20 protein-coding genes are annotated in these 26,990 nt (G+C 65.7%); 8 read left to right on the forward strand and 12 right to left on the reverse strand.

The window, feature by feature from the left end; translation table 11 throughout:
* Window positions 1-93 precede the first annotated feature (93 nt).
* Window positions 94-1,572 carry a sodium/proline symporter PutP gene (gene putP, locus HU735_RS23880; RefSeq protein ID WP_186715801.1) on the reverse strand — a complete coding sequence of 493 codons (1,479 nt, stop codon included), beginning with the start codon at window positions 1,570-1,572 and terminating at the stop codon, window positions 94-96.
* Window positions 1,573-1,930: 358 nt separating this feature from the next.
* On the opposite strand from putP, the gene putA reads away from it, so the two are divergent.
* Window positions 1,931-5,881: a trifunctional transcriptional regulator/proline dehydrogenase/L-glutamate gamma-semialdehyde dehydrogenase gene (gene putA, locus HU735_RS23885; RefSeq protein ID WP_186715803.1), complete on the forward strand. Its 3,951-nt coding sequence runs from the start codon at window positions 1,931-1,933 to the stop codon at window positions 5,879-5,881.
* A gap of 513 nt (window positions 5,882-6,394) precedes the next feature.
* On the opposite strand, the gene HU735_RS23890 is transcribed toward putA, so the two are convergent.
* Window positions 6,395-6,679 carry an XRE family transcriptional regulator gene (locus HU735_RS23890; RefSeq protein ID WP_186715805.1) on the reverse strand — a complete coding sequence of 95 codons (285 nt, stop codon included), beginning with the start codon at window positions 6,677-6,679 and terminating at the stop codon, window positions 6,395-6,397.
* 236 nt (window positions 6,680-6,915) lie between these two features.
* Between HU735_RS23890 and HU735_RS23895 the strand changes: the two genes are divergently transcribed.
* From HU735_RS23895 to yccS, 7 genes are all read left to right on the forward strand, one after another.
* Window positions 6,916-8,712, forward strand: a complete 1,797-nt coding sequence (locus HU735_RS23895; RefSeq protein ID WP_186715813.1) for an acyl-CoA dehydrogenase — start codon at window positions 6,916-6,918, stop codon at window positions 8,710-8,712.
* A gap of 30 nt (window positions 8,713-8,742) precedes the next feature.
* The gene (locus tag HU735_RS23900; RefSeq protein ID WP_186715815.1) at window positions 8,743-10,185 is read left to right on the forward strand and encodes a TldD/PmbA family protein; all 1,443 of its coding nucleotides are present in this window, start codon (window positions 8,743-8,745) and stop codon (window positions 10,183-10,185) included.
* Window positions 10,185-11,516 carry a TldD/PmbA family protein gene (locus HU735_RS23905; RefSeq protein WP_186715817.1) on the forward strand — a complete coding sequence of 444 codons (1,332 nt, stop codon included), beginning with the start codon at window positions 10,185-10,187 and terminating at the stop codon, window positions 11,514-11,516. Before HU735_RS23900 ends, HU735_RS23905 begins: the two co-directional genes overlap by 1 nt.
* Before the next feature lie 124 nt (window positions 11,517-11,640).
* Window positions 11,641-13,068 carry a multidrug transporter subunit MdtD gene (mdtD, locus tag HU735_RS23910; protein ID WP_186715819.1) on the forward strand — a complete coding sequence of 476 codons (1,428 nt, stop codon included), beginning with the start codon at window positions 11,641-11,643 and terminating at the stop codon, window positions 13,066-13,068.
* Between the two features lie 112 nt (window positions 13,069-13,180).
* The gene (gene dbpA / locus HU735_RS23915) at window positions 13,181-14,518 is read left to right on the forward strand and encodes an ATP-dependent RNA helicase DbpA (protein ID WP_238349894.1); all 1,338 of its coding nucleotides are present in this window, start codon (window positions 13,181-13,183) and stop codon (window positions 14,516-14,518) included.
* A 144-nt stretch (window positions 14,519-14,662) separates the two neighbouring features.
* Window positions 14,663-15,844: an aminoacetone oxidase family FAD-binding enzyme gene (locus HU735_RS23920; RefSeq protein WP_186715823.1), complete on the forward strand. Its 1,182-nt coding sequence runs from the start codon at window positions 14,663-14,665 to the stop codon at window positions 15,842-15,844.
* A 174-nt stretch (window positions 15,845-16,018) separates the two neighbouring features.
* On the forward strand, window positions 16,019-18,202 hold the full coding sequence (gene yccS, locus HU735_RS23925) for a YccS family putative transporter (protein WP_186715825.1): 2,184 nt from the start codon (window positions 16,019-16,021) through the stop codon (window positions 18,200-18,202).
* 11 nt (window positions 18,203-18,213) lie between these two features.
* Here yccS and HU735_RS23930 read toward each other — a convergent pair whose 3' ends face one another.
* From HU735_RS23930 to HU735_RS23975, 10 genes are all read right to left on the reverse strand, one after another.
* Entirely contained in the window at window positions 18,214-18,951 is a 738-nt protein-coding gene (locus tag HU735_RS23930; protein ID WP_186715827.1) for a transporter substrate-binding domain-containing protein, read from the reverse strand.
* A gap of 150 nt (window positions 18,952-19,101) precedes the next feature.
* On the reverse strand, window positions 19,102-20,049 hold the full coding sequence (locus tag HU735_RS23935) for an ornithine cyclodeaminase family protein (protein WP_186715829.1): 948 nt from the start codon (window positions 20,047-20,049) through the stop codon (window positions 19,102-19,104).
* Window positions 20,046-21,023, reverse strand: a complete 978-nt coding sequence (locus HU735_RS23940) for a threonine/serine dehydratase (RefSeq protein ID WP_186715830.1) — start codon at window positions 21,021-21,023, stop codon at window positions 20,046-20,048. Before HU735_RS23940 ends, HU735_RS23935 begins: the two co-directional genes overlap by 4 nt.
* A gap of 98 nt (window positions 21,024-21,121) precedes the next feature.
* Window positions 21,122-21,751 (reverse strand): PAS domain-containing protein, encoded by a 630-nt coding sequence (locus tag HU735_RS23945; RefSeq protein ID WP_186715831.1) that lies wholly within the window; start codon window positions 21,749-21,751, stop codon window positions 21,122-21,124.
* Window positions 21,752-21,919: 168 nt separating this feature from the next.
* On the reverse strand, window positions 21,920-22,222 hold the full coding sequence (locus tag HU735_RS23950) for a winged helix-turn-helix domain-containing protein (RefSeq protein WP_028688318.1): 303 nt from the start codon (window positions 22,220-22,222) through the stop codon (window positions 21,920-21,922).
* Window positions 22,223-22,236: 14 nt separating this feature from the next.
* Entirely contained in the window at window positions 22,237-22,737 is a 501-nt protein-coding gene (locus tag HU735_RS23955; RefSeq protein ID WP_023631708.1) for a M48 family metallopeptidase, read from the reverse strand.
* 38 nt (window positions 22,738-22,775) lie between these two features.
* Entirely contained in the window at window positions 22,776-24,893 is a 2,118-nt protein-coding gene (locus HU735_RS23960) for an EAL domain-containing protein (protein WP_186715832.1), read from the reverse strand.
* 223 nt (window positions 24,894-25,116) lie between these two features.
* Window positions 25,117-26,181, reverse strand: coding sequence for a class II fructose-bisphosphate aldolase (fba, locus tag HU735_RS23965; RefSeq protein ID WP_050707214.1), 1,065 nt, complete (start codon window positions 26,179-26,181; stop codon window positions 25,117-25,119).
* A 100-nt stretch (window positions 26,182-26,281) separates the two neighbouring features.
* Entirely contained in the window at window positions 26,282-26,611 is a 330-nt protein-coding gene (locus HU735_RS23970; RefSeq protein ID WP_186715833.1) for an MliC family protein, read from the reverse strand.
* A gap of 158 nt (window positions 26,612-26,769) precedes the next feature.
* Window positions 26,770-26,988, reverse strand: a complete 219-nt coding sequence (locus HU735_RS23975) for a hypothetical protein (RefSeq protein ID WP_050707230.1) — start codon at window positions 26,986-26,988, stop codon at window positions 26,770-26,772.
* Window positions 26,989-26,990 lie beyond the last annotated feature (2 nt).

Below are 26,990 nucleotides of genomic sequence, written 5' to 3' on the forward strand. Positions count from 1 at the left end.
GCATTCGCGGGTAAACCCGCCCCCCACAAGGACAGTGAAATCCCTGTGGGAGCGGGTTTACCCGCGAAGAAGCAGACGCCGATTCAGCAGGCGTTACTTGTCAGCGTGGTACGCCGCATCAGCAGTTTCAAAACGCGAAACCATGCTGTTCGACGGACTGCCCAGCTTGCTCACCACGAAGATGGCGATGCTGGCGAACAGGAAGCCCGGGATGATCTCGTACAGGCCCAGGCCCACGTAGTTCTTCCACAGGATCACGGTCAGCGCGCCGACCACGATACCGGCCAGGGCGCCGTTGCGGGTCATGCCCTTCCACAGCACCGAGATCAGCACCACCGGACCGAAGGCAGCACCGAAGCCGGCCCAGGCGTAGGCCACCAGGCCCAGCACGCGGTTCTCGGGGTTGGCGGCCATGGCGATGGCGATCAGGGCCACGGCCAGGACCATCAGGCGGCCGACCCAGACCAGCTCGGTCTGCGAGGCGTTCTTGCGCAGGAACGACTTGTAGAAGTCTTCGGTCAGGGCGCTGGAGCACACCAGCAGCTGGCAGCTCAGGGTGCTCATCACCGCGGCCAGGATGGCCGACAGCAGGATACCGGCGATCCACGGGTTGAACAGGATCTTGGCCAGCTCGATGAACACGCGCTCGTGGTTCTCGGTGACCGGACCCGCCAGGTCAGGATGCGCCGAGAAGTAGGCGATGCCGAAGAAGCCGACGGCGCAGGTACCGCCCAGGCACAGGATCATCCAGGTCATGGAGATGCGGCGGGCGTTGGCGATCGACTTGACCGAGTCGGCGGCCATGAAGCGCGCCAGGATGTGCGGCTGGCCGAAGTAGCCCAGGCCCCAGCCCATCAGCGAGATGATGCCGATGAAGGTCGCGCCCTTGAACATGTCGAAGTGCGCCGGGTTCACCGCCTCGATCGCCAGGAAGGTGGTGTCGAAGCCACCGGTGGAGATCAGCACGATGATCGGGGTCAGGATCAGCGCGAAGATCATCAGCGAGGCCTGCACGGTGTCGGTCCAGCTCACCGCCAGGAAACCACCGACGAAGGTGTAGGCGATGGTGGCCGCGGCACCGGCCCACAGGGCGGTCTCGTACGGCATGTCGAAGGTGCTTTCGAACAGGCGGGCACCGGCGACGATGCCGGAAGCGCAATAGATGGTGAAGAACACCAGGATGACGATCGCCGAGATGATCCGCAGCAGGCCGGTCTGGTCTTCGAAACGGCTGGAGAAGTAGTCCGGCAGGGTCAGGGCGTCACCGTTGTGCTCGGTCTGCACGCGCAGACGGCCGGCGACGAACAGCCAGTTCAGGTAGGCGCCGACGGTCAGGCCGATGGCGATCCAGGCCTCGGAAAGGCCTGCGAAGTAGATGGCGCCCGGCAGGCCCATCAACAGCCAGCCGCTCATGTCCGATGCGCCGGCGGAAAGCGCGGTAACCACGCTGCCGAGACTACGGCCGCCGAGAATATAGTCGGAAAGGTTCTTGGTGGAGCGATAGGCGGCGAAGCCGATCAGCACCATTGCCGCAATGTAGATCACGAAGGTGATCGTTAGTGGATTGCCCATGAGTTGTGCCCTGGCGTTGTTTTTATCTCTTGCGACCGCCGCGCACGACGGTTGCACCCAGGCGGCGAATCCTATGCAACAACATGAACGAGGTGCAACCATTTTTCATTTGCAAGTTGCACCCAGCCATGGTTTTTCGGATAAAGCCCCTTTTTTGCTCCTTTTCGGAGCAAACGCAGCGTTTTACATAAGCAAAAGCAGCAAAAAAGACCGTTTCGGCTGTAAGGAAACAGCCTTCAGACGAGTTGCACCTTTACCGAGAAGATTTCGGGTTGCACCCGGTTGCACCCGAATTGTCCTACAGGCTAATCTTGCCTTCAGCTTAGGCCACATCCGTGGCCAATAACGAGGATAAGAAATGGCGACGACCACCCTTGGGGTCAAACTCGACGACCCGACCCGTGAGCGACTCAAAGCAGCTGCGCAGTCCATCGACCGCACGCCGCACTGGTTGATCAAGCAAGCGATCTTCAACTATCTCGAGAAGCTCGAGGGTGGCGCCACCCTGAACGACCTCAACGGCCATGCCGCCGCTGGCGACGATGCCGGCGAAGTCGCCGCCGACCATGCCCACCAGTGCTTCCTGGAGTTCGCCGAAAGCATCCTGCCGCAGTCGGTACTGCGCTCGGCGATCACCGCCGCCTACCGCCGCCCCGAGCAGGAAGTGGTGCCGATGCTGCTGGAGCAGGCTCGCCTGCCGGCCGCCCAGGCCGAAGCCACCAACAAGCTGGCCGCGAGCCTGGCCGACAAGCTGCGCAACCAGAAGAGCGCCGGCGGCCGCGCCGGTATTGTCCAGGGGCTGCTGCAGGAGTTCTCGCTGTCGTCCCAGGAAGGCGTGGCGCTGATGTGCCTGGCCGAAGCCCTGCTGCGCATCCCCGACAAAGGTACCCGTGACGCGCTGATCCGCGACAAGATCAGCACCGGCAACTGGCAGCCGCACCTGGGCAACAGCCCGTCGCTGTTCGTCAACGCCGCCACCTGGGGCCTGCTGCTGACCGGCAAGCTGGTCAGCACCCACAACGAATCCGGCCTGACCTCCTCGCTCACCCGCATCATCGGCAAGAGCGGCGAGCCGATGATCCGCAAGGGCGTCGACATGGCCATGCGCCTGATGGGCGAGCAGTTCGTCACCGGCGAGACCATCGCCGAGGCCCTGGCCAACGCCAGCAAGTTCGAAGCCAAGGGCTTCCGCTACAGCTACGACATGCTCGGCGAAGCCGCGCTGACCGAGCACGACGCGCAGAAATACCTGGCCTCCTACGAGCAGGCGATCCACTCGATCGGCAAGGCCTCGCACGGCCGCGGCATCTATGAAGGCCCGGGCATCTCGATCAAGCTCTCGGCCCTGCACCCGCGCTACAGCCGCGCCCAGTACGAGCGCGTGATGAGCGAGCTGTACCCGCGCCTGCTGTCGCTGACCCTGCTGGCCAAGCAGTACGACATCGGCCTGAACATCGACGCCGAGGAAGCCGACCGCCTGGAGCTGTCGCTGGACCTGCTCGAGCGCCTGTGCTTCGAGCCGTCGCTGGCCGGCTGGAACGGCATCGGCTTCGTCATCCAGGCCTACCAGAAGCGCTGCCCGTACGTGATCGACTACGTCATCGACCTGGCCAAGCGCAGCCGCCACCGCCTGATGATCCGCCTGGTGAAGGGCGCCTACTGGGACAGCGAGATCAAGCGCGCCCAGGTCGAAGGCCTGGAAGGTTATCCGGTGTACACCCGCAAGGTGTACACCGACGTGTCCTACGTCGCCTGCGCCCGCAAGCTGCTGGCCGTGCCAGAAGCCATCTACCCGCAGTTCGCCACCCACAACGCCCACACCCTGTCGGCCATCTACACCATCGCCGGGCAGAACTACTACCCGGGCCAGTACGAGTTCCAGTGCCTGCACGGCATGGGCGAACCGCTGTACGAGCAAGTCGTGGGCAAGATCTCCGAGGGCAAGCTGAACCGTCCGTGCCGCGTGTACGCACCGGTCGGCACCCACGAAACCCTGCTGGCCTACCTGGTCCGCCGCCTGCTTGAAAACGGCGCCAACACCTCGTTCGTCAACCGCATCGCCGACCACTCGATCTCCATCCAGGAGCTGGTCGCCGACCCGGTTGCCAGCATCGAGCGCATGGGCACCCAGGAAGGCAGCATCGGCCTGCCGCACCCGCGCATCCCGATGCCGCGTGAGCTGTACGGCAGCGAGCGGGCCAACTCGGCCGGCATCGACATGGCCAACGAACACCGCCTGGCGTCGCTGTCCTGCGCCCTGCTGGCCACCGCCCACAATGACTGGAAAGCCACCCCACTGCTGGCCTGCGCCGCCAGCGAGCAGCCGGCCGCGCCAGTGCTCAACCCGGCCGACCACCGCGATGTCGTGGGCCATGTGCAGGAAGCCACCGTCGCCGACGTCGACAACGCCATCCAGTGCGCGCTGAACGCCGCGCCGATCTGGCAGGCCACCCCACCGGCCGAGCGCGCCGCGATCCTCGAACGCGCCGCCGACCTGATGGAAGCCGACATCCAGCCGCTGATGGGCCTGCTGGTGCGCGAAGCCGGCAAGACCTTCGCCAACGCCATCGCCGAAGTGCGCGAGGCCGTGGACTTCCTGCGTTACTACGCGGTGCAGGCACGCAACGACCTGCGCAACGACAGCTGCCGCCCACTGGGCCCTGTTGTGTGCATCAGCCCGTGGAACTTCCCGCTGGCGATCTTCTCCGGCCAGGTGGCCGCGGCGCTGGCCGCCGGCAACCCGGTACTGGCCAAGCCGGCCGAGCAGACCCCGCTGGTCGCCGCCCAGGCCGTGCGCCTGCTGCTGGAAGCCGGCATCCCCGAAGGCGTGCTGCAACTGCTGCCGGGCCAGGGCGAAACCGTCGGTGCCGGTCTGGTCGGTGACGAGCGCGTCAAGGGCGTGATGTTCACCGGTTCCACCGAAGTCGCCCGCCTGCTGCAGCGCAACATCGCCGGGCGCCTGGACAACCAGGGCCGTCCGATCCCGCTGATCGCCGAAACCGGCGGCCAGAACGCCATGATCGTCGACTCCTCGGCACTGACCGAGCAGGTGGTGATCGATGTGGTTTCCTCGGCCTTCGACAGCGCCGGCCAGCGTTGCTCGGCCCTGCGCGTGCTGTGCCTGCAGGAAGACTCCGCCGACCGCGTGATCGAAATGCTCAAGGGCGCCATGGCCGAAAGCCGCCTGGGCAACCCGGAGCGCCTGTCCGTGGACATCGGCCCGGTGATCGACGCCGAAGCCAAGGCCGGCATCGAGAAGCACATCCAGGGCATGCGCGACAAAGGCCGCACCGTCTATCAGGTGGCCATCGCCGAAGGCGAGGAGATCAAGCGCGGCACCTTCGTGATGCCGACCCTGATCGAGCTGGAAAGCTTCGACGAGCTCAAGCGCGAGATCTTCGGCCCGGTGCTGCACGTGGTGCGCTACAACCGCAAGGACCTGGACCAGTTGATCGAGCAGATCAACGCTTCCGGCTACGGCCTGACCCTGGGCGTGCACACCCGCATCGACGAGACCATCGCCAAGGTGGTGGACAACGTCAACGCCGGCAACATGTACGTCAATCGCAACATCGTCGGTGCCGTGGTCGGCGTGCAGCCGTTCGGCGGTGAAGGCCTGTCGGGCACCGGCCCGAAAGCAGGCGGCCCGCTGTACCTGTACCGCCTGCTGTCGACCCGCCCGGCCGACGCCATCGCCCGCCACTTCCAGGCCGACGATGCACGCAGCCAGGCCGATACCACCCTGCGCGACCAGCAGCTCAAGCCGCTGACCACCCTCAAGACCTGGGCGGCCAGCAGCCAGATGAGCGACCTGGCCGCGCTGTGCGAGCAATTCGTCGAGCAGTCGCAGAGCGGCATCACCCGCGTGCTGCCAGGCCCGACCGGCGAGCGCAACACCTACAGCGTGCTGCCACGCGAACACGTGCTGTGCCTGGCCGACAACGAGGCCGACCTGCTGGCCCAGCTGGCGGCGGTACTGGCCGTGGGTAGCTCGGCGGTGTTCCAGGACGGCGAGCCGGCCAAGACCGTGCGCGGCCGTCTGCCGAAGGAGCTGCAAGCGAAGATCAAGCTGGTGGCCGACTGGAGCAAGGACGAGGTGGCGTTCGACGCAGTCATCCACCACGGTCACTCCGACCAGCTGCGCGGTGTCTGCGAGCAGGTGGCCAAGCGTGCCGGCGCGATCGTCGGCGTGCACGGGCTGTCGAGCGGCGATCACCAGATCGCCCTGGAACGCCTGGTGATCGAGCGGGCGGTGAGTGTTAACACCGCGGCGGCAGGTGGTAACGCCAGCCTGATGACCATCGGCTGACGCTGACAGTCGTTGAACGGAAAAGGAGAGCTCAGGCTCTCCTTTTTTGTGGGAGCAACTGTCTTGCCGAGATTTCTCAACCTGGCACGGCCCCTGTAGGAGCGGCCTTGCCGAGGCGTCGGACCGGTCGGAAAGGGCCGCAAAGCGGCCCCAGCGATCTTTGCAACAACGCTGAAATCCCGGGGCTGCTGCGCAGCCCTTTCGCGACGCAAGGCCGCTCCTACATCTGTTTCGGGCCAGTATCTCCTGTGCCAATACCTGGTCCGCCTTGTTGGCTCGACACAATTTCAGCATGGGCGTTACTGCCGCCCCACATGACTCAAGGCATGCGCCAAGGCGGGCAGCGGTACTCTCACAGGACTCATTGGCCCGAAACAGATGTAGGAGCGGCCTTGTGCCGCGATGCGCCGCGCGGGCGGCGCTCGATCTCATAGGCGCTGAAGAACTTTCGGCGAACACCTGGCAGCCCTCACCTAATCAGGAAAAGCCCGCGCAACTAAAGCGAAGCAACCATCACGCAGATTTCTTTTTCACCGTGAAGTCAACTTCCAGGTCGGCGTTCGCCAGAATATTCACCAGTGCATCCAGCGAGAACTTGTCTATCTTGCCATTGAGCAAGTCACTCAAGCGTGGCTGAGTCAGATGCAGTCGCCGTGCTGCGTCTTTCTGCGGCAGATCCCAGGACCGGACAATCCTGGCCAACACCCTCATCAGCTTCGCCCGAAGCCGCAGGTTCTCGGCCTCTTCCGGTGAGTCGAACAGCGCATCCCATACCGAAGTGGTGCGTTCGTTTGTCATCGCAAAGCCCTCTATCCACCGTGAGCGGCAAAAATAGCCCCATATCGATATCGATATAAGCGCAATTGCGTGACAAGGCTTTGCGACGGGTAACACCCACGTCCACAGCGCCCGGCGCAGCCCAAGGAGGCCTGGGCGATGGCAACTTCTGCCCCGATATCACCCAAACCAATTAACCTGTCCCCTGCCCCATCACCTTGCCTAGACTCGCTGCATCCCGAACCAGGAATGCCGCCATGTCCGAGCAACTCCTCAGCAGCCGCAACCTCGCCTTCGAACTCTACGAAGTCCTCGACGCCGAGGCCCTGACCCAGCGCCCGCGCTTCGCCGAGCACAGCCGCGAAACCTTCGACGCGGCGCTGACCACCGCCCGCACCCTTGCCGAGAAGTACTTCGCCCCGCACAACCGCAAGGGCGACGAACACGAGCCGCGCTACGTGGACGGCTGCGCCGAGCTGATCCCAGAGGTGAAGCCTGCGGTCGACGCCTTCCTCGAAGCGGGCTTCCTCAACGCCAACCGCGACTTCGACGTCGGCGGCATGCAACTGCCCAGCCTGGTGTCGCAAGCCTGCTTCGCCCACTTCCAGGCCGCCAACGCCGGCACCACGGCCTACCCGTTCCTGACCATGGGCGCAGCCAACCTGATCGAGAGCTTCGGCAGCGACGAACAGCAACGCCTGTTCCTGCAACCAATGATCGAAGGCCGCTACTTCGGCACCATGGCCCTGACCGAACCCCATGCCGGCTCGTCCCTGGCCGATATCCGCACCCGCGCCGAACCCGCAGGCGACGGCACCTACCGACTCAAGGGCAACAAGATCTTCATCTCCGGCGGCGACCACGAGCTTTCGGAAAACATCGTGCACATGGTCCTGGCCAAGCTGCCGGACGCACCGCCCGGGGTGAAAGGCATCTCGCTGTTCATCGTGCCCAAGTACCTGGTCAACGCCGACGGCAGCCTGGGGCCACGCAACGATGTGCTGCTGGCCGGCCTGTTCCACAAGATGGGCTGGCGCGGCACCACCTCCACGGCGCTGAACTTCGGTGACAACGGCCAATGCGTCGGCTACCTGGTGGGCCAACCGCACCAGGGCCTGGCCTGCATGTTCCAGATGATGAACGAAGCGCGCATCGGCGTCGGCATGGGCGCGGTGATGCTGGGCTACGCCGGCTACCTGTATTCCCTGGACTACGCCCGCCAACGTCCACAGGGCCGCCTGCCGGACAACAAGGACCCGCACAGCCCCGCCGTGCCGATCATCGAGCACAGCGATGTGAAGCGCATGCTGCTGGCACAGAAGGCCTACGTGGAGGGTGCTTTCGACCTGGGCCTGTACGCGGCCCGGCTGTTCGATGACACCCACACCGCAGCGGATGCAGACGCACGCCGGCAAGCCCTGGAACTGCTCGACCTGCTCACGCCCATCGTCAAGTCCTGGCCCTCGGCGTTCTGCCTGAAGGCCAACGAGCTGGCGATCCAGGTCCTTGGCGGCCACGGCTACACCCGCGAATACCCGGTCGAGCAGTACTACCGCGACAACCGCCTCAACCCGATCCACGAAGGCACGGAGGGCATCCAGTCCCTCGACCTGCTCGGGCGCAAGCTGACGCAGAACAACGGCGCCGGGCTCAAGCAACTGATCCGCTTGATCGCCAACACCTGCGAGCGCGCCAGCCATCACCCGAACCTCGATCCATTGCGCCAGCCGCTGGAGTACCTGGTCAACCGCCTGCAGAGCGTGACCCTCGCCCTGCTCGGCGACCTGGCCGCCGGCAAGGTCGTCGGCGCGCTGGCCAACTCGGCGCTGTACCTCAAGGTGTTCGGCCACTGCGTGATCGGCTGGCGCTGGCTGGAGCAGGCCATTCATGCCGAAGTCGGCCTGCTCAAGGGCAGCGACCGCGACTTCTACCTGGGCAAACTCCAGGCCGCGCGTTATTTCCTCACCTGGGAAGTGCCGGGCTGCCATAATGACCTCGCTTTGCTCGAGGCCCGCGACGACACGTGCCTGGGCATGCAAGAGGGGTGGTTCTAGGGGGAGCCGCCGCGCACACGGAGGTTTTCCATGTTCGACTCCAGCACCCTGCTGCGCCAGCGCTTTGCCGCGCTGCGCAGCACGGCCGAACTGTTCTCGCTTCGCCATGTGAAGCAATCGCACCAGTCACTGTCGGTTCGGCGCAACGTCGCCGAGCCGCCCTTCTTCAGCCAGGACGAAGGCGCCATGCTCACCGTGCGGGTGGATGGCGTCGAGGCCTACGCGGCCACCGCCGACCTGTCCCAGGCCGGGCTGCAACGCGCCCTTGAGCAGGCCGAGGCGCTGGCCCGGCGGATCAAGGCCAGCAGCCTGCTCGACCTGAGCAACCAGCCGGCCCCGGACGGGCGCCACGACCATGTCTCGCCCAACTTCGAACAGCCCCTGCCCAACCTCGCCGACTGCCTGGACCTGCTGGCCGCCGAATCGGCCAGCGTGCCCAAGGACGAACGCCTGGTGGACTGGCAGGCCAGCCTGGGCATCAGCGTGGTCGAGCAGACCTACCTGAACTCCGCTGGCGCCGAGCTGCGCCATGCCCAACGCTTCGTCTACCCGGGCCTGGGCGTCACCGCCAGCGACGGTCAGGACAGCCAGAGCCGTAGCCTGGGCCGGGAAAACTTCGGCCAGCAGGGCGGCTTCGAGGTGATCGAGCGCTGTGGCCTGGTCGGCGCGGCCCGCCGGGTGGCCGACGAGGCGCTGCGACTGCTGCTGGCGCCGAATACCCCAAGCGGCCGGCGCGACCTGCTGCTGATGCCCGACCAGATGATGCTGCAGATCCACGAGTCCATCGGCCACCCGCTGGAGCTGGACCGCATCCTCGGCGATGAGCGCAACTACGCCGGCACCAGCTTCGTCAAAGCCAGCGACTTCGGCCATCTGCAGTACGGCTCGAAGCTGCTCAACGTGACCTTCGACCCGACCCTTCGCGAGGAGCTGGCCAGCTACAGCTTCGATGACGACGGCACCCCGGCCAGCAAGCAGTTCCTGATCCGCGACGGCCTGCTGGTGCGCCCCCTGGGCGGCGCCCTGTCGCAGCTGCGCTCGGGCCTGGACGGCGTCGCCAACAGCCGTGCCTGCGGCTGGAATCGGGCGCCGATCGACCGCATGGCCAACCTCAACATCGAGCCGGGCGACCAATCGTTCGAAAAACTGGTCAGCGGCATCGAGCACGGCATCCTGATGCGCACCAACCGCTCCTGGTCCATCGACGATGCGCGCAACAAGTTCCAGTTCGGTTGCGAGTGGGGGCAGTTGATCGAAAACGGCGAACTCAAGGGCGTGGTGAAGAACCCGAACTACCGGGGCATCTCCGCCGACTTCTGGCGCAACCTCTCGGCCGTGGGCGACAGCAGCACCTTCCAGGTGCTCGGCACGCCCAACTGCGGCAAGGGCGAGCCCAACCAGGTGGTGCGTGTCGGCCATGCCTCGCCGGCCTGCGTGTTCCGCCAGATCGACGTATTCGGGGGAGACGCCTGATGAGCACCCTGTACCAGCAACGTTTCGAAAACCTGCTCGACAGCCTGAACGCCGCCGTGCAACCGGGCGAGCAGTTCACCCTCGGCTACAGCGCCGAACATTCGCAGTTCGTGCGCTTCAACCATGCCAAGGTGCGCCAGGCCGGGCTGGTCAGCCAAGCCAGCGTGCACCTGCGACTGGTGCGCGAAGGGCGCCAGGCCGAGCAGCAGATCACCCTGGGCGACGATCCCGAGCTCGACCAGAGGCGTCTGCACGACGCCCTGGCGCAGTTGCGCCAGACCTTGCCATTGCTGGCGGTGGATCCCTACCTGAACCTTGACGACAGCGCCTGGCACAGCCATAGCCTGCTGGAGCAGCCATTGCCCGAGCTGGACGAAGTGCTGGCCCTCATCGAGCGCGAAGCCGGTGACCTGGACCTGGTCGGCATCTATGCCGCCGGCCCCATCTGCCGGGGCTTCGCCAGTTCCTTCGGGGCCTTCGGCTGGCACCAGGCCAACAGTTTCAACTTCGACTGGAGCCTGTTCCACGCCAACGGCCAGGCGGTCAAGGCCAACTATGCCGGGCAGGCCTGGAGCGGCGAGACCTTCGCCGCGCGTCTGCGCCAAGCCCGCGAACAGCTGGCGCACCTGGGACGCCCGGCCATCACCCTCAAGCCTGGCAGCTACCGCGCCTACCTGGCGCCGGCGGCGATGGACGAGATCGCCGGGATGCTGTGCTGGGGCGGCTTCTCCGCCCAGGCCCTGGCCACGGGCAACAGCCCGCTGCAGCGCCTGTACAACGGCGACGCGCAACTGAGCCCGCGGGTGAGCTTCAGCGAGCAGGTCAGCGGCTCGCTGAGCCCGGCGTTCTCCGACGAGGGCTCGCCCCGTCGCGACCTGCTGCTGATCGGCGAAGGCCGTGCGCTGGAGCGGCTGGTAAGCGCCCGCAGCGCCGCCGAGTTCGCCCAGCAGGCCAATGGCGCCGACAGCCATGAGTCGCCGTGCGCGCTGAGCCTGGCGCCGGGCAACCTGCCCGGCGAGGAGGTGCTGGAGCGTCTGGGCACCGGGCTGTACATCAGCAACCTGTGGTACCTGAACTATTCGGACCTGCCCGCGGCGCGCATGACCGGGCTGACCCGCTTCGCCACGTTCTGGGTGGAGAACGGGCAGATCCAGGGGCCGGTAAGCACCATGCGCTTCGACGACAGCCTGTACAACCTGCTGGGCAGCCAGCTCGAAGACCTGACCCAGGAGCGCGAGATGATCCTCTCGACCAGCACCTACGGGCAGCGCAGCACCGGGTCGAGTCATTTGCCGGGGGCGTTGGTCAAAGGGCTGACCCTGACATTGTGATCGGCAGGACTGGCCTCATCGCTGGCAAGCCAGCTCCCACAATGACCGGCATGCGCTGCCCCTGTGGGAGCCGGCTTGCCGGCGATGAGGCCGGCCCAGGCAACACAGGACATTGAGGTAACCCATGCCCGACCGCGCCCCGCTGGACCCCGTCACCGCCCGCTGGATCCCCTGGGTGGTGGCCATCGCCTTCTTCATGCAGTCGCTCGACGGCACCATCCTCAACACCGCACTGCCGGCCATGGCCCGCTCCCTGGCCGAGGACCCGCTGCGCATGCAGGGGGTGATCATCGCCTACATGCTCACCGTGGCCCTGCTGATCCCGGCCTCGGGCTGGATCGCCGACCGTTTCGGCACCAAGCGCATCTTCTTCAGCGCCATCATGCTGTTCAGCTTCGGTTCGCTGTTGTGCGCCATGGCCAACAGCCTCGGTTTCCTGATCCTGGCCCGGGTGATCCAGGGCCTGGGCGGCGCGCTGATGCTACCGGTCGGGCGCCTGGTGGTGCTGCGCGCCTACCCGCGCTCGGAGCTGGTGCGGATCATGAGCTTCATCACCATCCCCGGCCTGCTCGGCCCGCTGCTGGGCCCGACCCTGGGTGGCTGGCTGGTGGAGATCCTCAGCTGGCACTGGATCTTCCTGATCAACCTGCCGGTGGGGGCACTGGGCTGCTACGCGGTGTGGAAGTTCATCCCCGACCTGCGCGGCGCCGAACGCACCAGCTTCGATGGCCCGGGCTTCCTGCTGTTCGGCGCGGCGATGGTGCTGATCACCATCGCCATGGAGGGCCTGGGCGAACTGCACCTGCCGCACCTGCGGGTGATGCTGTTGCTGTTCGCCGGCATGGCCTGCCTGGCCGCCTACTGGCTGCGCGCCGGGCGTGACCCTGAGCCGCTGTTCTCACCCTCGCTGTTCCGCGTACGGACCTTCGCCATCGGCATTCTCGGCAACCTGTTCGCCCGCCTGGGCAGCGGCGCGCTGCCCTTCCTGGTGCCGTTGCTGCTGCAGGTGGCGCTGGGCTATTCGCCGGCCCAGGCCGGCATGAGCATGATCCCGCTGGCGGCGGCGGCGATGCTTGCCAAGTCCATCGCCCGGCCGCTGATCGAGCGCCTGGGCTACCGCATCGTGCTGACCGGCAATACCCTGCTGCTGGGCCTGCTGCTGGCCAGCCTGGGGCTGGTCGACGAGCAGACGCCCTATGCCGTGCTGCTGGTGCAACTGGCGCTGCTGGGGGCGGTCAACTCGATGCAGTTCACGGCGATGAACACGGTGACCCTGATCGACCTCGACGACGCCAGCGCCAGCAGCGGCAACAGCCTGCTGTCGGTGGTCGCGCAACTGTCGCTGAGCCTGGGCGTGGCCTGCGCCGGTGCCTTGCTCGGCGGCTTCACCGCGGCCGGCAGCGGCGATGGCGTGCAGAGCACCCTGGGCGCGTTCCAGCTGACCTTCGTCACCATCGGCGTGATGGCCATGCTGGCGGCAGCGATCTTCCTGCAGTTGGCGCCGACGGACGGAAGGCGCGCCCGTCGTCCGGAACATCACGTCGAGTCGTAGGGTGAATGGCTTCGAGGCTGGTAGACTATGCGGCATTTTTCGCTTCGCACCGCAGGCCCGCCTCGTGACCGTTGAAACCACCGCCTTTGCCACCCTCCCGCTGTCCGCCGCCATGCTGGCCAACCTGGACGCCCTGGGCTACGCCTCGATGACGCCGATCCAGGCCCAGAGCCTGCCGGTCATCCTCAAGGGCCAGGACCTGATCGCCCAGGCCAAGACCGGTAGCGGCAAGACCGCCGCCTTCGGCATCGGCCTGCTCAACCCGATCAACCCGCGCTACTTCGGCTGCCAGGCCCTGGTGCTGTGCCCGACCCGGGAGCTGGCCGACCAGGTGGCCAAGGAGCTGCGCCGCCTGGCCCGCGCCGAGGACAACATCAAGATCCTCACCCTGTGCGGCGGCGTCTCGCTGGGTCCGCAGATCGCCTCGCTGGAACACGGCGCGCACATCATCGTCGGCACCCCGGGGCGCATCCAGCAACACCTGGACAAAGGCACCCTGGTGCTCGACGGTCTCAACACCCTGGTCCTGGACGAAGCCGACCGTATGCTCGACATGGGTTTCTTCGACGCCATCGCCAGCATCATCGGCAAGACCCCGTCGCGCCGCCAGACCCTGCTGTTCTCCGCCACCTACCCGGCCGGCATCGAGCAACTGGCCAAGGACTTCATGCGCCAGCCGCAGCAGGTCAAGGTCGAGGCGCTGCACAGCGACAGCCAGATCGAACAGCGCTTCATCGAGATCGACCCGCAGCAGCGCCTGGAAGCGGTGACCCGCGTGCTCGGCCATTACCGCCCGCAGTCCTGCGTGGCGTTCTGCTTCACCAAGCAGCAATGCGAGGACCTGGTCACCCACCTGACCGCCAAGGGCATCGTCGCCCAGGCCCTGCACGGCGACCTGGAGCAGCGCGATCGCGACCAGGTGCTGACCATGTTCGCCAACCGCAGCAGCTCGGTGCTGGTGGCCACCGACGTGGCCGCCCGTGGCCTGGACATCGACGGCCTGGACCTGGTGATCAACGTCGAGCTGGCCCGTGACGCCGAGATCCACGTGCACCGCGTCGGCCGTACCGGCCGCGCCGGCGAGAAAGGCGTGGCGATCAGCCTGGTGGCCCCGGCCGAAGGCCACCGCGCCCAGGCCATCGAGGACCTGCAAAACAAGCCGCTGCGCTGGGAACAGCTGGACAACCTCAAGAGCAAGGGCGGCGAGCCGCTGCTGCCGGCGATGACTACCCTGTGCATCGGTGCCGGACGCAAGGACAAGCTGCGTCCGGGCGACATCCTCGGCGCGCTGACCGGCGACGCCGGGTTGCCGGGCAAGCAGGTGGGCAAGATCGCCATCTTTGACTTCGTAGCGTTCGTGGCTGTGGAGCGGGCGGTGGCCAAGCAGGCCATGCAGCGCCTGAACAGCGGCAAGATCAAGGGTCGTGCCCTGAAAGTCCGTATTATCTAGGCCCTGCACAGATCCCGTGGGAGCGGGCTTGCCCCGCGATAGCGTCAAGCCAGGCAATGATGTTGCCCCTGCTGGCGCCATCGCGGGGCAAGCCCGCTCCCACGCTGCCCTGACACTCAACTCCAACTGCAAAGGTTCACCCACGTGCACTCCACCGACGTGATCATCCTCGGCGCCGGCGCCGCCGGCCTGATGTGCGCCCAGCTCAGCGCCCGCCGCGGGCGCCGGGTGCTGCTGCTCGACCACGCCAACAAGCCGGGCAAGAAGATCCTCATGTCCGGCGGCGGGCGCTGCAACTTCACCAACATGTACACCGAGCCGGCCAATTTCCTCTCGCACAACCCGCACTTCTGCAAGTCGGCGCTGGCCCGCTACACCCAGTGGGACTTCATCGAGCTGGTGTGCAAGCACGGCGTGCCGTACCACGAGAAGAAGCTCGGCCAGCTGTTCTGCGACAACAAGTCCAGCGACATCCTCGACATGCTGCTGGCCGAGTGCGACCAGGCCGGCGCCGAGCTGCGCATGAACACCAGCATCGAGCGCATCGACAAGACCGAGGCCGGCTACACCCTGCAGACCAGCGCCGGCCCGTTCGCCTGCCAGTCGCTGGTGATCGCCACCGGCGGCCTGTCGATCCCGACCCTGGGCGCCACCGGCTTCGGCTACCAGGTCGCCCGCCAGTTCGGCCATGAGCTGCTGCCGACCCGCGCCGGCCTGGTGCCGTTCACCATCACCGAGCCCCAGCTCAAGGCACTGTGCACCGAGTTGTCGGGCACCTCGCTGGACTGCATCGCCAGCTGCAATGGCACCAGTTTCCGCGAGAACCTGCTGTTCACCCACCGCGGCCTGAGCGGCCCGGCGATCCTGCAGATCTCGTCGTTCTGGGAAGCCGGCGACACGGTGGAGATCAACCTGCTACCCGATCGCGACGCGCTGGAGTGGCTGCAGGGCCAGCAAGTCGAGCGCCCCAACAGCGAACTGAAGACGGTTCTGGGCGAGGTGTTCACCCGCAAGCTGGCCAACCTGCTGGCCGAGCAGTGGTTCGTTTCGAAACCGCTGAAGCAGTACACCCCGGCGGAATTGACCCAGATCGCCGAAAAACTGGCGGCCTGGCAGGTCATCCCGGCCGGTACCGAGGGCTATCGCACCGCCGAAGTGACCCTGGGCGGCGTCGATACCCGCGAGGTATCGTCCAAGACCATGGAGTCGCTGAAGAGCCCTGGGCTGTACTTCATCGGCGAGGTGCTGGATGTGAGCGGGTACCTGGGCGGTTTCAACTTCCAGTGGGCCTGGGCTTCGGCCAACGCGGCGGCGCAGTTCGTGTAGAGTAGAATCCATTCAGCAGCACGGAACGCTTCTTGCTGGTCCAACGCTGCGAAGGGTGAAAAACCATCGCGGGGCAAGCCCGCTCCCACCAAGGCCAATTCGGCGCGTGGGAGCGGGCTTGCCCCGCGATGAGGCCCCAGAGATTCTTTTTCGAATACTGCCCAGCAGGCCATCATGTCATCGAGCTCGTTCCGCCATTCATTGCGTCGCCTGTGGGGCCAAGACAAGTTCAGCTACGCCATCCGTGTGACCATCGCCCTCACCGGCAGCATGGCCTGGTGCTGGTACCAGAACGAGATGAGCCTGCTGATTCCGCTGTTCCTCGGCATCATCGCCAGTGCCCTGGCCGAAACCGACGATGGCTGGCAGGGCCGGCTCAGCGCCCTGCTGGTGACCCTGGGCTGCTTCGCCATCGCCGCGCTCTCGGTCGAGCTGCTGTTCCCCTACCCCTGGATCTTCGCCGTCGCCCTGGCCCTGGCGGCGTTTTCCCTGACCATGCTCGGGGCCCTGGGCGAACGCTACGGGGCGATCGCCTCGGCCACGCTGATCCTGTCGGTCTACACCATGATCGGCGTCGACCAGCGCGGCGGTGAAGTCAGCGATTTCTGGCACGAGCCGCTGCTGCTGGTGGCGGGGGCGGCCTGGTACGGGCTGCTGTCGGTGCTGTGGCAGGCGCTGTTCTCCAACCAGCCGGTGCAGCAGAGCCTGGCCAGGCTGTTCTATGAGCTGGGCAGCTACCTCAAGCTCAAGGCCAGCCTGTTCGAGCCGGTGCGCACCCTCGACGTCGAGGCCACGCGCCTGGAACTGGCCAAGCAGAACGGCAGGGTGGTGGCGGCGCTCAACGCGGCCAAGGAAATCATCCTGCACCGGGTCGGCAACAGCCAGCCCAACTCCAAGGTCAGCCGCTACCTCAAGCTGTACTTCCTGGCCCAGGACATCCATGAGCGGGTCAGTGCCTCGCACTACCCTTACAACGCGTTGACCGACGCCTTCTTCCACAGCGATGTGATGTTCCGCTGCCAGCGCCTGCTGCGCAAACAGGGCTCATCCTGCCAGGAGCTGGCCCGCTCGATTCGCCTGCGCCAGCCCTTCGTGCTCGCCAGCGGCTACCCCGAGGCCCTGGAAGACCTCAATGCTTCGCTCGAGCACCTGCGCATCCAGAGCAACCCGGCCTGGCGCGGCCTGCTGCGCTCGCTGCGCGCGCTGGCCGCCAACCTGGCCACCCTCGACCGGCTGCTCAGCGCCGCAAGCAACCCCGACAGCCTGGCCGATGCCAGTGACAGCAGCCTGCTCGACCGCTCGCCACGCAACCTCAAGGACGTGTGGAAACGCCTGCGCACCCAACTGACGCCGACCTCGCTGCTGTTTCGCCACGCCCTGCGCCTGTCGCTGGCGCTGTCGGTGGGCTATGGCATGGTGCACCTGATCCACCCGACCCAGGGCTACTGGATCATCCTCACCACACTGTTCGTCTGCCAGCCCAACTATGGCGCGACCCGGCGCAAGCTGGTGCAGCGGATCTTCGGCACCGCCATCGGCCTGACCGTGGGCTGGGCGCTGTTCGACCTGTTCCCCAACCCGATCATCCAGTCGCTGTTCGCGGTGGTCGCCGGGGTGGTGTTCTTCGTCAACCGCACCACCCGCTACACCCTGGCCACGGCGGCGATCACCCTGATGGTGCTGTTCTGCTTCAACCAGATCGGCGATGGCTACGGCCTGTTCCTGCCGCGCCTGTTCGATACCCTGGTGGGCAGCCTGATCGCCATTCTCGCGGTGTTCCTGTTCCTGCCCGACTGGCAGGGCCGGCGACTGAACAAGGTGCTGGCCAACACCCTGGCCTGCGCCAGCGAGTACCTGCGCCAGATCATGCAGCAGTACGCCCACGGCAAGCGCGACGACCTGGCCTATCGCCTGGCCCGGCGCAACGCGCACAATGCCGACGCGGCATTGTCCACCACCTTGGCCAACATGCTGATGGAGCCGGGGCACTTCCGTAAGGAAGCCGATGTCGGCTTCCGCTTCCTGGTGCTGTCACACACCTTGCTCAGCTACCTATCGGGGCTCGGGGCGCACCGCGACACGGCGCTGCCGACCGAGGTCCACGAGCAGCTGATCGATGGCGCCGGGCGGAGCCTGGCCAGCAGCCTCGACGAAATTGCCAATGGCCTGGCGGCGCGCTTGCCGGTGGCGATCCACAGCGATGCCGAAGAAGCCCTGGCCAATGCGCTGGAGCAGATGCCGGAGGAGCTGGACGAGCATCAGCGGCTGGTGCAGACGCAGCTGGCGCTGATCTGCCGGCAGCTCGGGCCGTTGCGCACCCTGGCAGGGCATCTGATCAAGGAAGGCGAACCCGCCTGATCGCCCCGCGATCAGAACCCATGCTGGCGCAGCAACCGGTCGTAACTGCCGTCGGCCTTCATCGTGGCGATGGCCTTCTCGAAGCGGGCGACGATCTTCTGGTGCTCCGGGTGCTTGAGGCTGACCAGGATGTGCAGGCTGTTCTCGCTCAGCGGCGGGTCGACGAACGCCACGCCCTCCCGCACCGGCTGCGGCTCGCGTTGCAGGTTGTAGCGCGCCACGAACTCATCCTCCACCGCCAGGTTGACCCGGCCGGCCGCCAGCATGCGCACCGCGGACGAGAAGCTGCGTACCGGCACCTTGTTCAGGCGCTCGTCGCTGTCGAATTCAGGGGAATAGGCGTAATCGCGCACCACGGCGATGGTGTAGGGATAGAGGTCGGACTGGCGCGCATAGGCGAACGCCTCGCCCTCACGCTTGAGCAGGCGGATGCGGTTGACCAGGTAGGCATCGGAGAACTGGCCGATCAGGGTTCGCTCGTCGTTGTACCAGGCGTTGATCAGCACGTCGTAGCGCCCCTCGCCCACGCCCATCAGCGCCCTGGCCCAGGGCACCTCCTCGAATTCGGTGGCGTAGCCGGCACGGGTCAGCGCCGTGGTGACGATGCTGGTGGCCAGGCCGCCACCGGGCATGCTGGTGTCGGTAAAAGGCGGCCAGCTGTCGGCCACCAGCCGCAGCTTGCCATGGGCCAGGGCAGGCCCCGCGCACAACACCCCGAGTAAACCAAGAACGCAAAGCAGTGGCCGCATGCTCAAGTCCTTTCGCAATTGGTAACCCACGCGGTAACGGCGATCTTAACGACTACTGCTCTGGCAGCCTACACAAGGCTGAGCGTTGTGGCACGCGACAATACTGTCAAATTGCCTCTATTTTGGCCGGGCTGTGGATAATTTAATCGTTCAACCGCGCAGGCGCTCGAAGACCCACTGGGCAATTTGCGCATCCTGCACCGCGACGCCAGTCAGGTCGGCCAGGGTAACCTCGTGCTGATCCTGACGCCCAGTGCCCTGGCCAGCCAGCACCGCGCCCAGCTCCAATAGGCGGGAAGGTTCGAGCGCCTGTGCCTTGAGCACGTGGGAAACCTCGCCATAGGCACCGCACTGAGCCTGCGAGTCGACGATGATTCGCGACATCGAGGCAACCAGCGCCGCATCCAGCTCCTGCTTGCCGACGCAGTCCGCGCCGACCGCCGTGATATGGGTGCCGGGACGAATCCACTCGCGCCTGAGCAACGGCTCCCGTGACGGGGTGGTGGTTACGATCAAGTTGGCCGCCTGCGCGACAGCCTGCGGCTGTCCGACCGTCTGCACGCTGAAGCCCAGCGCCCGGGCATGCTCACGGTAATCCGACAGGCCTTGCTCGCTGCGCCCCCAGACCACCACCTGACGGCAGCTCGTCAGCGGCATCAGGTACTCCAGTTGCAAGCGGGCCTGCAGGCCGGTGCCAAGCACGCCGATGGCCTCGACCTCGCGAGGCGCCAGCAGGCGGGCAACAATGCGCCCGGCCAAGGCTGTGCGCACGGCAGTCAGCCAGCCCTGATCGGCCAGCCATGCAAGCGGTTCACCGGTGCGGGCCGACAGCACCAGCATCAAGCCGTCATTGCTGGGTAGGCCCTTGCCCGGATTGTCGTAGAAACCACTTGAGACCTTGACCACGAAGGTTTCGCCGCCCTCGAGGTAAGCCGATTTGATGCAGCAATCACCATTGGCCTGGCGGAACTGGAAAGTCTGCACCGGCGGGGCCTGCACCTGGCCCACACTGTAGGCCTTGAAACCGTCCACCAGCCGCCGCTCGATCGCGTCAAGGTCGAGGCAGGCCTTGATCGCCTGCAGGTCGTGGATCTTCATGCGATGGCCTCCAGGTATTTCTCCAGCTGGATATTGCGTCCGCACAACACCACCGCCACCTTCTTGCCCTGGTAGTGCCCGGCCAGCTGCTTCATGCCCGCCAGCGCGACGGCGGCGGCGCCTTCGATGATCCAGCGCTCGCACGCAGCGGCATCACGCATGGCCTGCCTGATCTCGTCCTCGCTGACCAGCACGGTGCGCGTCAGCAGGCGCTGGCAGATAGGCAAGGTGACCGCGTCCGTCTCCACGCCCCCGGCGGTGCCGTCGGAAAGGGTCGGCAGTTCATCCATCTCGATGATCCGGCCTTGTTCGATGGAGCGTTGCAGGGTCGGCGCGTTGGCCGGCCAGCAGCCGATGATCTGCACCGACGGCGCCAGCTTGTGCAGTGCGGTGGCGATGCCGGAGACCATTCCGCCGCCGCCCACCGCGACGAACACCGCGTCCAGGTCCGGCGCCTGCTGGAACAGTTCCATGCCGATGGTCCCCTGCCCGGCGATGACCTCCAGATCGTTGTAAGGTGAGACGAACGGCTTGTTCTGACGCCCAGCCTCTTCACGAGCCAGTTGCTCCGCCCCCAGCGAATCGACCTTCAGGACCTGCACCTGCGCCCCCAGCAGACGCATCGCCTCGATCTTGGCCGGCGAGGCTTCATCGCTGACATACACCGTCACCGGCACGTCCAGCAGTTGACCGGCCAGGGCAAGCCCTTGCCCATGATTGCCCGAGGAAGCAGCGATAACTCCCCTGCTGCGCTGCGCCTCACCCAGCAGCCGCAGCTTGTTGCTGGCACCGCGAAACTTGAACGAACCGGTCAGCTGGAAGTGTTCGCACTTGAGATGAACGTCGCAGCCGGTCATGGCCGAGAGCGCCAGGCTGCGTGCCAGCGGGGTCACCGGCACCTGCGGGCGCAGGGCCTGATGGGCCTGGAGAATGGACTGGTACAGCTGCTCAAGCGCCAGATCGTCGATAGGCATGAGGTGGAATCTCCTCGAAAAGCGACAGGCAGGCGCCGACGCCAAATGGAATAAAAATCCACCGTAGAATATTTTTCCACCAAGTACAAGCCTGGAAGCTATGCCTCCCGAGCGAGCTTCACATACTTGTAGACCGTCGCCCTGCCCATGCCGAGGATATTGGCCACGTAGTCGTATGTACCGCCGCCGCGGAAGGCACCTTCTCCGTGCAGGGCCTCGACCAGCTCGCGCTTGTGCTCCCGGCTGAGCCCCTCGAGGCTCAAGCCATGCTGCCTGAGCCAGGCATGCAGGAAGGTGTTGATGCGCTCCTGCCAGTCATCACGGAACAGCACGTCTGGCTGGGGCAGCAAGCGGCTGGCCTGGAAGAACAGGTCCAGTGCCTGCTTGGCCTGCTCCAGCACCGAGACATTGAAGTTGATGCACAGCAGCGCCTCGGGAGCACCGGCCTCATCGACCATGACACTGCTGATCGAGCGCACTTTCTGACCGTTCCAGTTGAGTTTCTCGTAGGGCCCCAACGGCGTCGTGGCGCTCAGTTCGCCCGGCAGATCCTCCAGCGCCGAGTCGTCGCCCAACTGACGCCTGGAAATATTGTTGGCGATATGCACGACCGTCTGGCTGCGCAGGTCGTGGACCACCACTTCGGCATGGGGGAACAACAGGGTCGCGACACCATCGGCCATGGCGGCGTAGTTGCTGAAGCGTGTGTTGATGGCCTTGGCAGACATCGGAACATCCTGAAAATTGGGTGTATTGCTCAAAACCTGAAAACTGGCGCAGTCCCTGTGGGAGCGGGCTTGCCCGCGAACACGGGCGTAGCCCGTGCCATACACCGCGGTGTCTGCTTCGCGGGTAAACCCGCTCCCACAGACAGGCGGCCCCCATCCCACCCCACCTCAGGGATAGCCCAGCACTTCACGCAGCTGGCGCAGGTGCTGGATGATCCACTGCTTGTCGATCGCCCCCCAGTCGCGGATACGGTAGTGCCCGGCATGGTTGCGCGCGCCGGCCTGCTGCTCGAACTCGCAGACGATATCCAGGTCGGCCAGGGCGGCGATGGTGTCCTGGGCAGTGCGTCGCGGCATGCCGGTGGCCTCCATCAGCGCTGGCACGCTGGTGGCGGTCTGGCTGTCGATCAGCCAGGCCACGTAGAGGCGGCGATAGAAGCTGCTGCGGGTCTTGCTCACTTCCGTGGTCATGGGGTGCTTGTCCCTCAGGTGTTGCCCGGCAGCTCCCGATAGGTCAGGTAGACGCGCAGGTCGAATTCCAGTTGATGGTAGTCCGGCTCCATGTGCTGGCAGAGCTGGTAGAAGGCCTTGTTGTGGTCGCGCTCCCTCAGGTGCGCCAGCTCATGCACCACGATCATGCGCAGGAACTGCGGCGCCGCCTCGCGAAACAGCGAGGCGACGCGGATTTCCTTCTTCGCCTTGAGCTTGCCGCCCTGCACCCGCGAAACCGCCGTGTTCAGGCCCAGCGCCCGGTGGGTAAGGTCCAGGCGGTTGTCGAACAGCACCTTGTCCAGCGGCGGCGCGCTGCGCAGGTACTGTTGCTTGATTTCCTGGGCATAGCCGTACAGCGCCTTGTCACTCTGCACGTCATGGCGCTCGGGGTAGCGCTGGCGCAGGTAGTCGCCCAGGCGATCGCTGGCGATCATCTGGCGCACCTGTTCCTGCAGGTGCGGCGGGTAGGCTTGCAGGTAGCGTAAGGCGGTCATGGCAGGCGTTCGGAACGGGAAGACGCGAGTTTAGCCAATCACGACGCCCATGGGAAAACCACCGGGAAGTTGCCAGCATCGCTGGCTGTCAGCGGACGGGCGACCAGGAACCCCTGCACGTAGGCGCAGCCGGCGTCCTTGAGCCATTCTGCCTGGGCCCGGGTCTCCACGCCCTCGGCAATCACGGTGATGTCGTAGGCCGCGCACAGGCCAATGACGCTGCGCACCAGGGCGATATCCGCCGCCGAGTCCGGCAGTCGCGCAACCAGATGGCGATCGAGCTTGAGGGTGTCGATAGGCAGGTCGCGCAACATGCGCAACGAGCAGTCGCCGGCACCGAAGTCGTCCAGCGCCACGCGAATACCCAGCTCGCGCAGGCGATGCACCTGCTTCACCGCCGCGTCGATGTTGTACATCAGCGACGTCTCGGCCACCTCCACCTCCAGCTGGGCAGGCTGCAGCTGGTGCTTGTCGATTACCTGGGCCAGCTCATCGACCAACCCTGGCATGGTGAACTGGGCGCGGCTCAGGCTGATGCCCAGCACCAGTTGTGAACCGAAGCGATCGCTCCAGGCATTGCGCTGGGCAGCACCCTTGCGATAGATCCAGCTGGCCAGGCGGTTGATCAGGCGCGCCTCTTCCAACAAGGGAATGAACAGCCCGGGCGGCACATCGCCGACGCTTGGATGCTTCCAGCGCAACAGCGCCTCGAAGCCACGCAACCGGCCATCGGCGAACGCCACCTGGGGCTGATAGACCAGGCTGAAATCGTTCTGCTCAATGGCCGTGCGCACGCTGTCCTCGAGCATCAACCGCGAGCGGGCACGGCCGTTGAGCTCCTGGTCGTAGAAGCGGTACTGCTGGCGGCCGGCCTGCTTGGCCGCATACATCGCGGCATCGGCCGCCCGCAGCAGGCCTTCCACGTTGGCGCCGCAGTCGGGGTAGGTGGCGATGCCGATACTGACCCCCAGGTTGACCTCCAGGCCATCCACCTGCTGGAAGCTCGACATCCGCTCCAGCAGCTTCTCGGCATAGCGCCCGGCCTGCTCGGGGTACGGCAGGCCATCGAACAGCGCGGTGAACTCGTCGCCGCCCATCCTGGCCAGCAACGCCTCGCTGCCCAGACACTCCTTGAGCTGGTCGGCCACCCAGCGCAGGACCTTGTCGCCGGCCTCGTGGCCAAGCAGGTCGTTGATCCGCTTGAAGCCGTCCAGGTCCATGTACATCAAGGCCTTGGCCTTGTCCGAGCGCTCGTTGCGCAGCAGCGCGCTCTCGGCGGCCTGGTAGAAACCACGGCGATTGAGCAGCCCGGTCAGCGGGTCGGTCACCGCCTGGTACTCGAGCTGCTGGTGCAGGCTGCGCACCACCGACATGTCCAGCACCGTCACCACCATGGCCTTCTGCTCGGCGGGCAACGGCGCGCAGGACAGCGCCACCGGTACCGGCTGGCCACCGAGGGTGCGTAGCTGGGCATCGTGCACGCGGAAGATCTGCCGGCCCAGGTAGGCCTGGTAGAAATCCGACTCGGGCCACAGGTTGGCGCAGGGCAGCTGGATCAGGTCGAGCATGTGCGCGCCCTGCAGCTTGTCCACCGGGGCATCGAGCAGGCGCGAGATCGCCGGGTTGGCGAAACCGATGCAGCCCGACTCGTCCACCACCAGGATGCCCTCGGCGGCGTTCTCCAGGATCGAGGCATTGAAGGCCCGCGCCGATTCCAGCTCGCGGGTCAACCGTTGCAGCATGCGTCGGTTGCGCTGCTGCTCCAGCAGGGCCTGGACCTTGGGCTTGAGAATCTGCGGGTCGAAGGGTTTGAACAGGTAGTCCACCGCGCCGCTGGCATAGCCTTTAAGCACTGCGGCATCGGACTGTTCGTTGGCGGTGAGGAAGATGATCGGGGTCAGCCGCGTGCGTTGGCTGCCGCGCATCAGGCGGGCCACTTCGAAGCCGTCCATCTCAGGCATCTGCACGTCGAGCAGGACCAGGTCGACTTCGTGTTCGAGCAGGGTGCTCAGGGCTTCCATCCCTGAACTGGCAGTCAATACCTGCCAATCCTGGCGGGACAACAGGGCCCGCATGCTGATGAGGTTTTCCGGATAGTCGTCTACGACCAGCAGCACCGAGCTGCTTTCCGGTGATTGTGAATAAGCGCCATCCATGCTGCTTCTCTTGGTAAGTCCAACTTCGACTTGTGATTGGATCCGATTGTTACTCTAGACTCGGCACCCGAAGACGCAATGCAGGCAGATGGCTATACGCCATCGGATTTGATGTTAGCCGACTAACGGTATAAGCGGTGGAGAGGCGACGTACGGGGCGCGCAAACCAGCGGGCACAAAAAAGCCCGCATCACTGCGGGCTCTTTCGTTGAACGGCGCCGGATCAGTTGATCTTGGCGGCCAGCTCACCCTTGGCGTAACGCTGGAACATGCCTTCCAGGGAGATCGGCTTGATCTTCGAGGCGTTGCCGGCGGTGCCGAAGGCTTCGTAGCGAGCGATGCACACGTCGCGCATGGCCTTCACGGTCTCGGCGAAGAACTTGCGTGGGTCGAACTCGCTCGGGTGCTGGGCCATGTAGCGGCGGATGGCACCGGTGGAGGCCAGGCGCAGGTCGGTGTCGATGTTGACCTTGCGCACGCCGTACTTGATGCCTTCGACGATCTCTTCGACCGGCACGCCGTAGGTCTCTTTGATCTGGCCGCCGTACTCGTTGATGATCGCCAGCCAGTCCTGCGGCACCGAGGAGGAACCGTGCATCACCAGGTGGGTGTTGGGGATGCGCTTGTGGATTTCCTTGATGCGGTCGATCGCCAGGATGTCACCGGTTGGCGGCTTGGTGAACTTGTAGGCGCCGTGGCTGGTGCCGATGGCGATGGCCAGGGCATCGACCTGGGTCTTCTTGACGAAGTCGGCGGCCTCTTCCGGGTCGGTCAGCATCTGGCTGTGGTCCAGGATGCCTTCGGCGCCGACGCCGTCTTCCTCGCCGGCCTGGCCGGTTTCCAGGCTGCCCAGGCAGCCCAGCTCACCTTCCACCGACACGCCGCAGGCGTGGGCGAACGCCACGGTCTGCTGGGTGACGCGGACGTTGTAGTCGTAGTCGGACGGGGTCTTGCCGTCTTCCTTCAGCGAGCCGTCCATCATCACCGAGCTGAAGCCCAGCTGGATCGAGCGCTGGCACACGTCAGGGCTGGTGCCGTGGTCCTGGTGCATGCACACCGGGATGTGCGGGAACTCTTCGATGGCGGCCAGGATCAGGTGGCGCAGGAACGGGGCACCCGCGTACTTGCGGGCGCCGGCCGAGGCCTGGACGATGACCGGAGAGTCGGTGGCGTCGGCGGCTTCCATGATCGCGCGCATCTGCTCGAGGTTGTTGACGTTGAAAGCCGGAACGCCGTAGCCGAACTCGGCGGCGTGGTCCAGCATCTGGCGCATGCTAATGAGTGCCATTGTGTATCTCTCTCCCGACAAGCGTCGTTTGTTTCATGCAAGCCTGCCGCAGGGGCGGTTGCTGTTCAAGTAGTGTGGGCCATCTACGTGGCCCGGCCAGTCACGGTGCCTTGCAGCCCCGCCCAATCAGATCGTTGGTCGCCACCCAGTACACCAGGCCTTCTTCACCTTTGGTGTGGAAGGCCAGCATGCCATCGCTGTACAGCGCGCCGGAGGCACCCGGCTCGGCCTTGAGCCGATGGACCTGGTCGCCGCCGCCAAGGCGGACATCGACCGCGTCCTGCTTCGCGTCGGCGAAACGCCACAGCACTTCGGCCTGGCTGTCGCAGACCCAGCGGGTCCAGTTGTCCGCCGGGGCGGGTTGGGCCGGCTGCAACAGCGAGCAGCCTGCCAGGGTCGCCAGGGCCAATGCGGCCAGAAGCGCTTTCATCAAACATCCTCGTTACGGGAACGCTGTACCGGCCTCATCGCGGGGCAAGCCCGCTCCCACGATGAGTGCGTGGGAGCGGGCTTGCCCCGCGATGAGGCCGCAACGACAGCCCCAATGTCCAAGACCACGAAATCCGGCTCAGGTTGCCAGCCACCCGATCAAGGGCAACCCGGGGCCTTGCGCTGGTGTTCGTCGTCGTACTTTTCCAGGCCGTCCGGGCCCAGGCGCTTATTGATCACCGGTGCCGTCTCCGCCTGCCACTGGGACTGGTAGCAACCGCCCTTGGGCGGCTGCGCCGGATCGGCCTCGCTGCCCTTGTTGCTGGAGCAGGCGCCCAGCAACAAGGCCACGATCATCACAGGCAATTGCTTGACCATCA

The organism is Pseudomonas sp. BW16M2 (assembly GCF_014268865.1).
GTDB lineage: Bacteria > Pseudomonadota > Gammaproteobacteria > Pseudomonadales > Pseudomonadaceae > Aquipseudomonas > Aquipseudomonas peradeniyensis.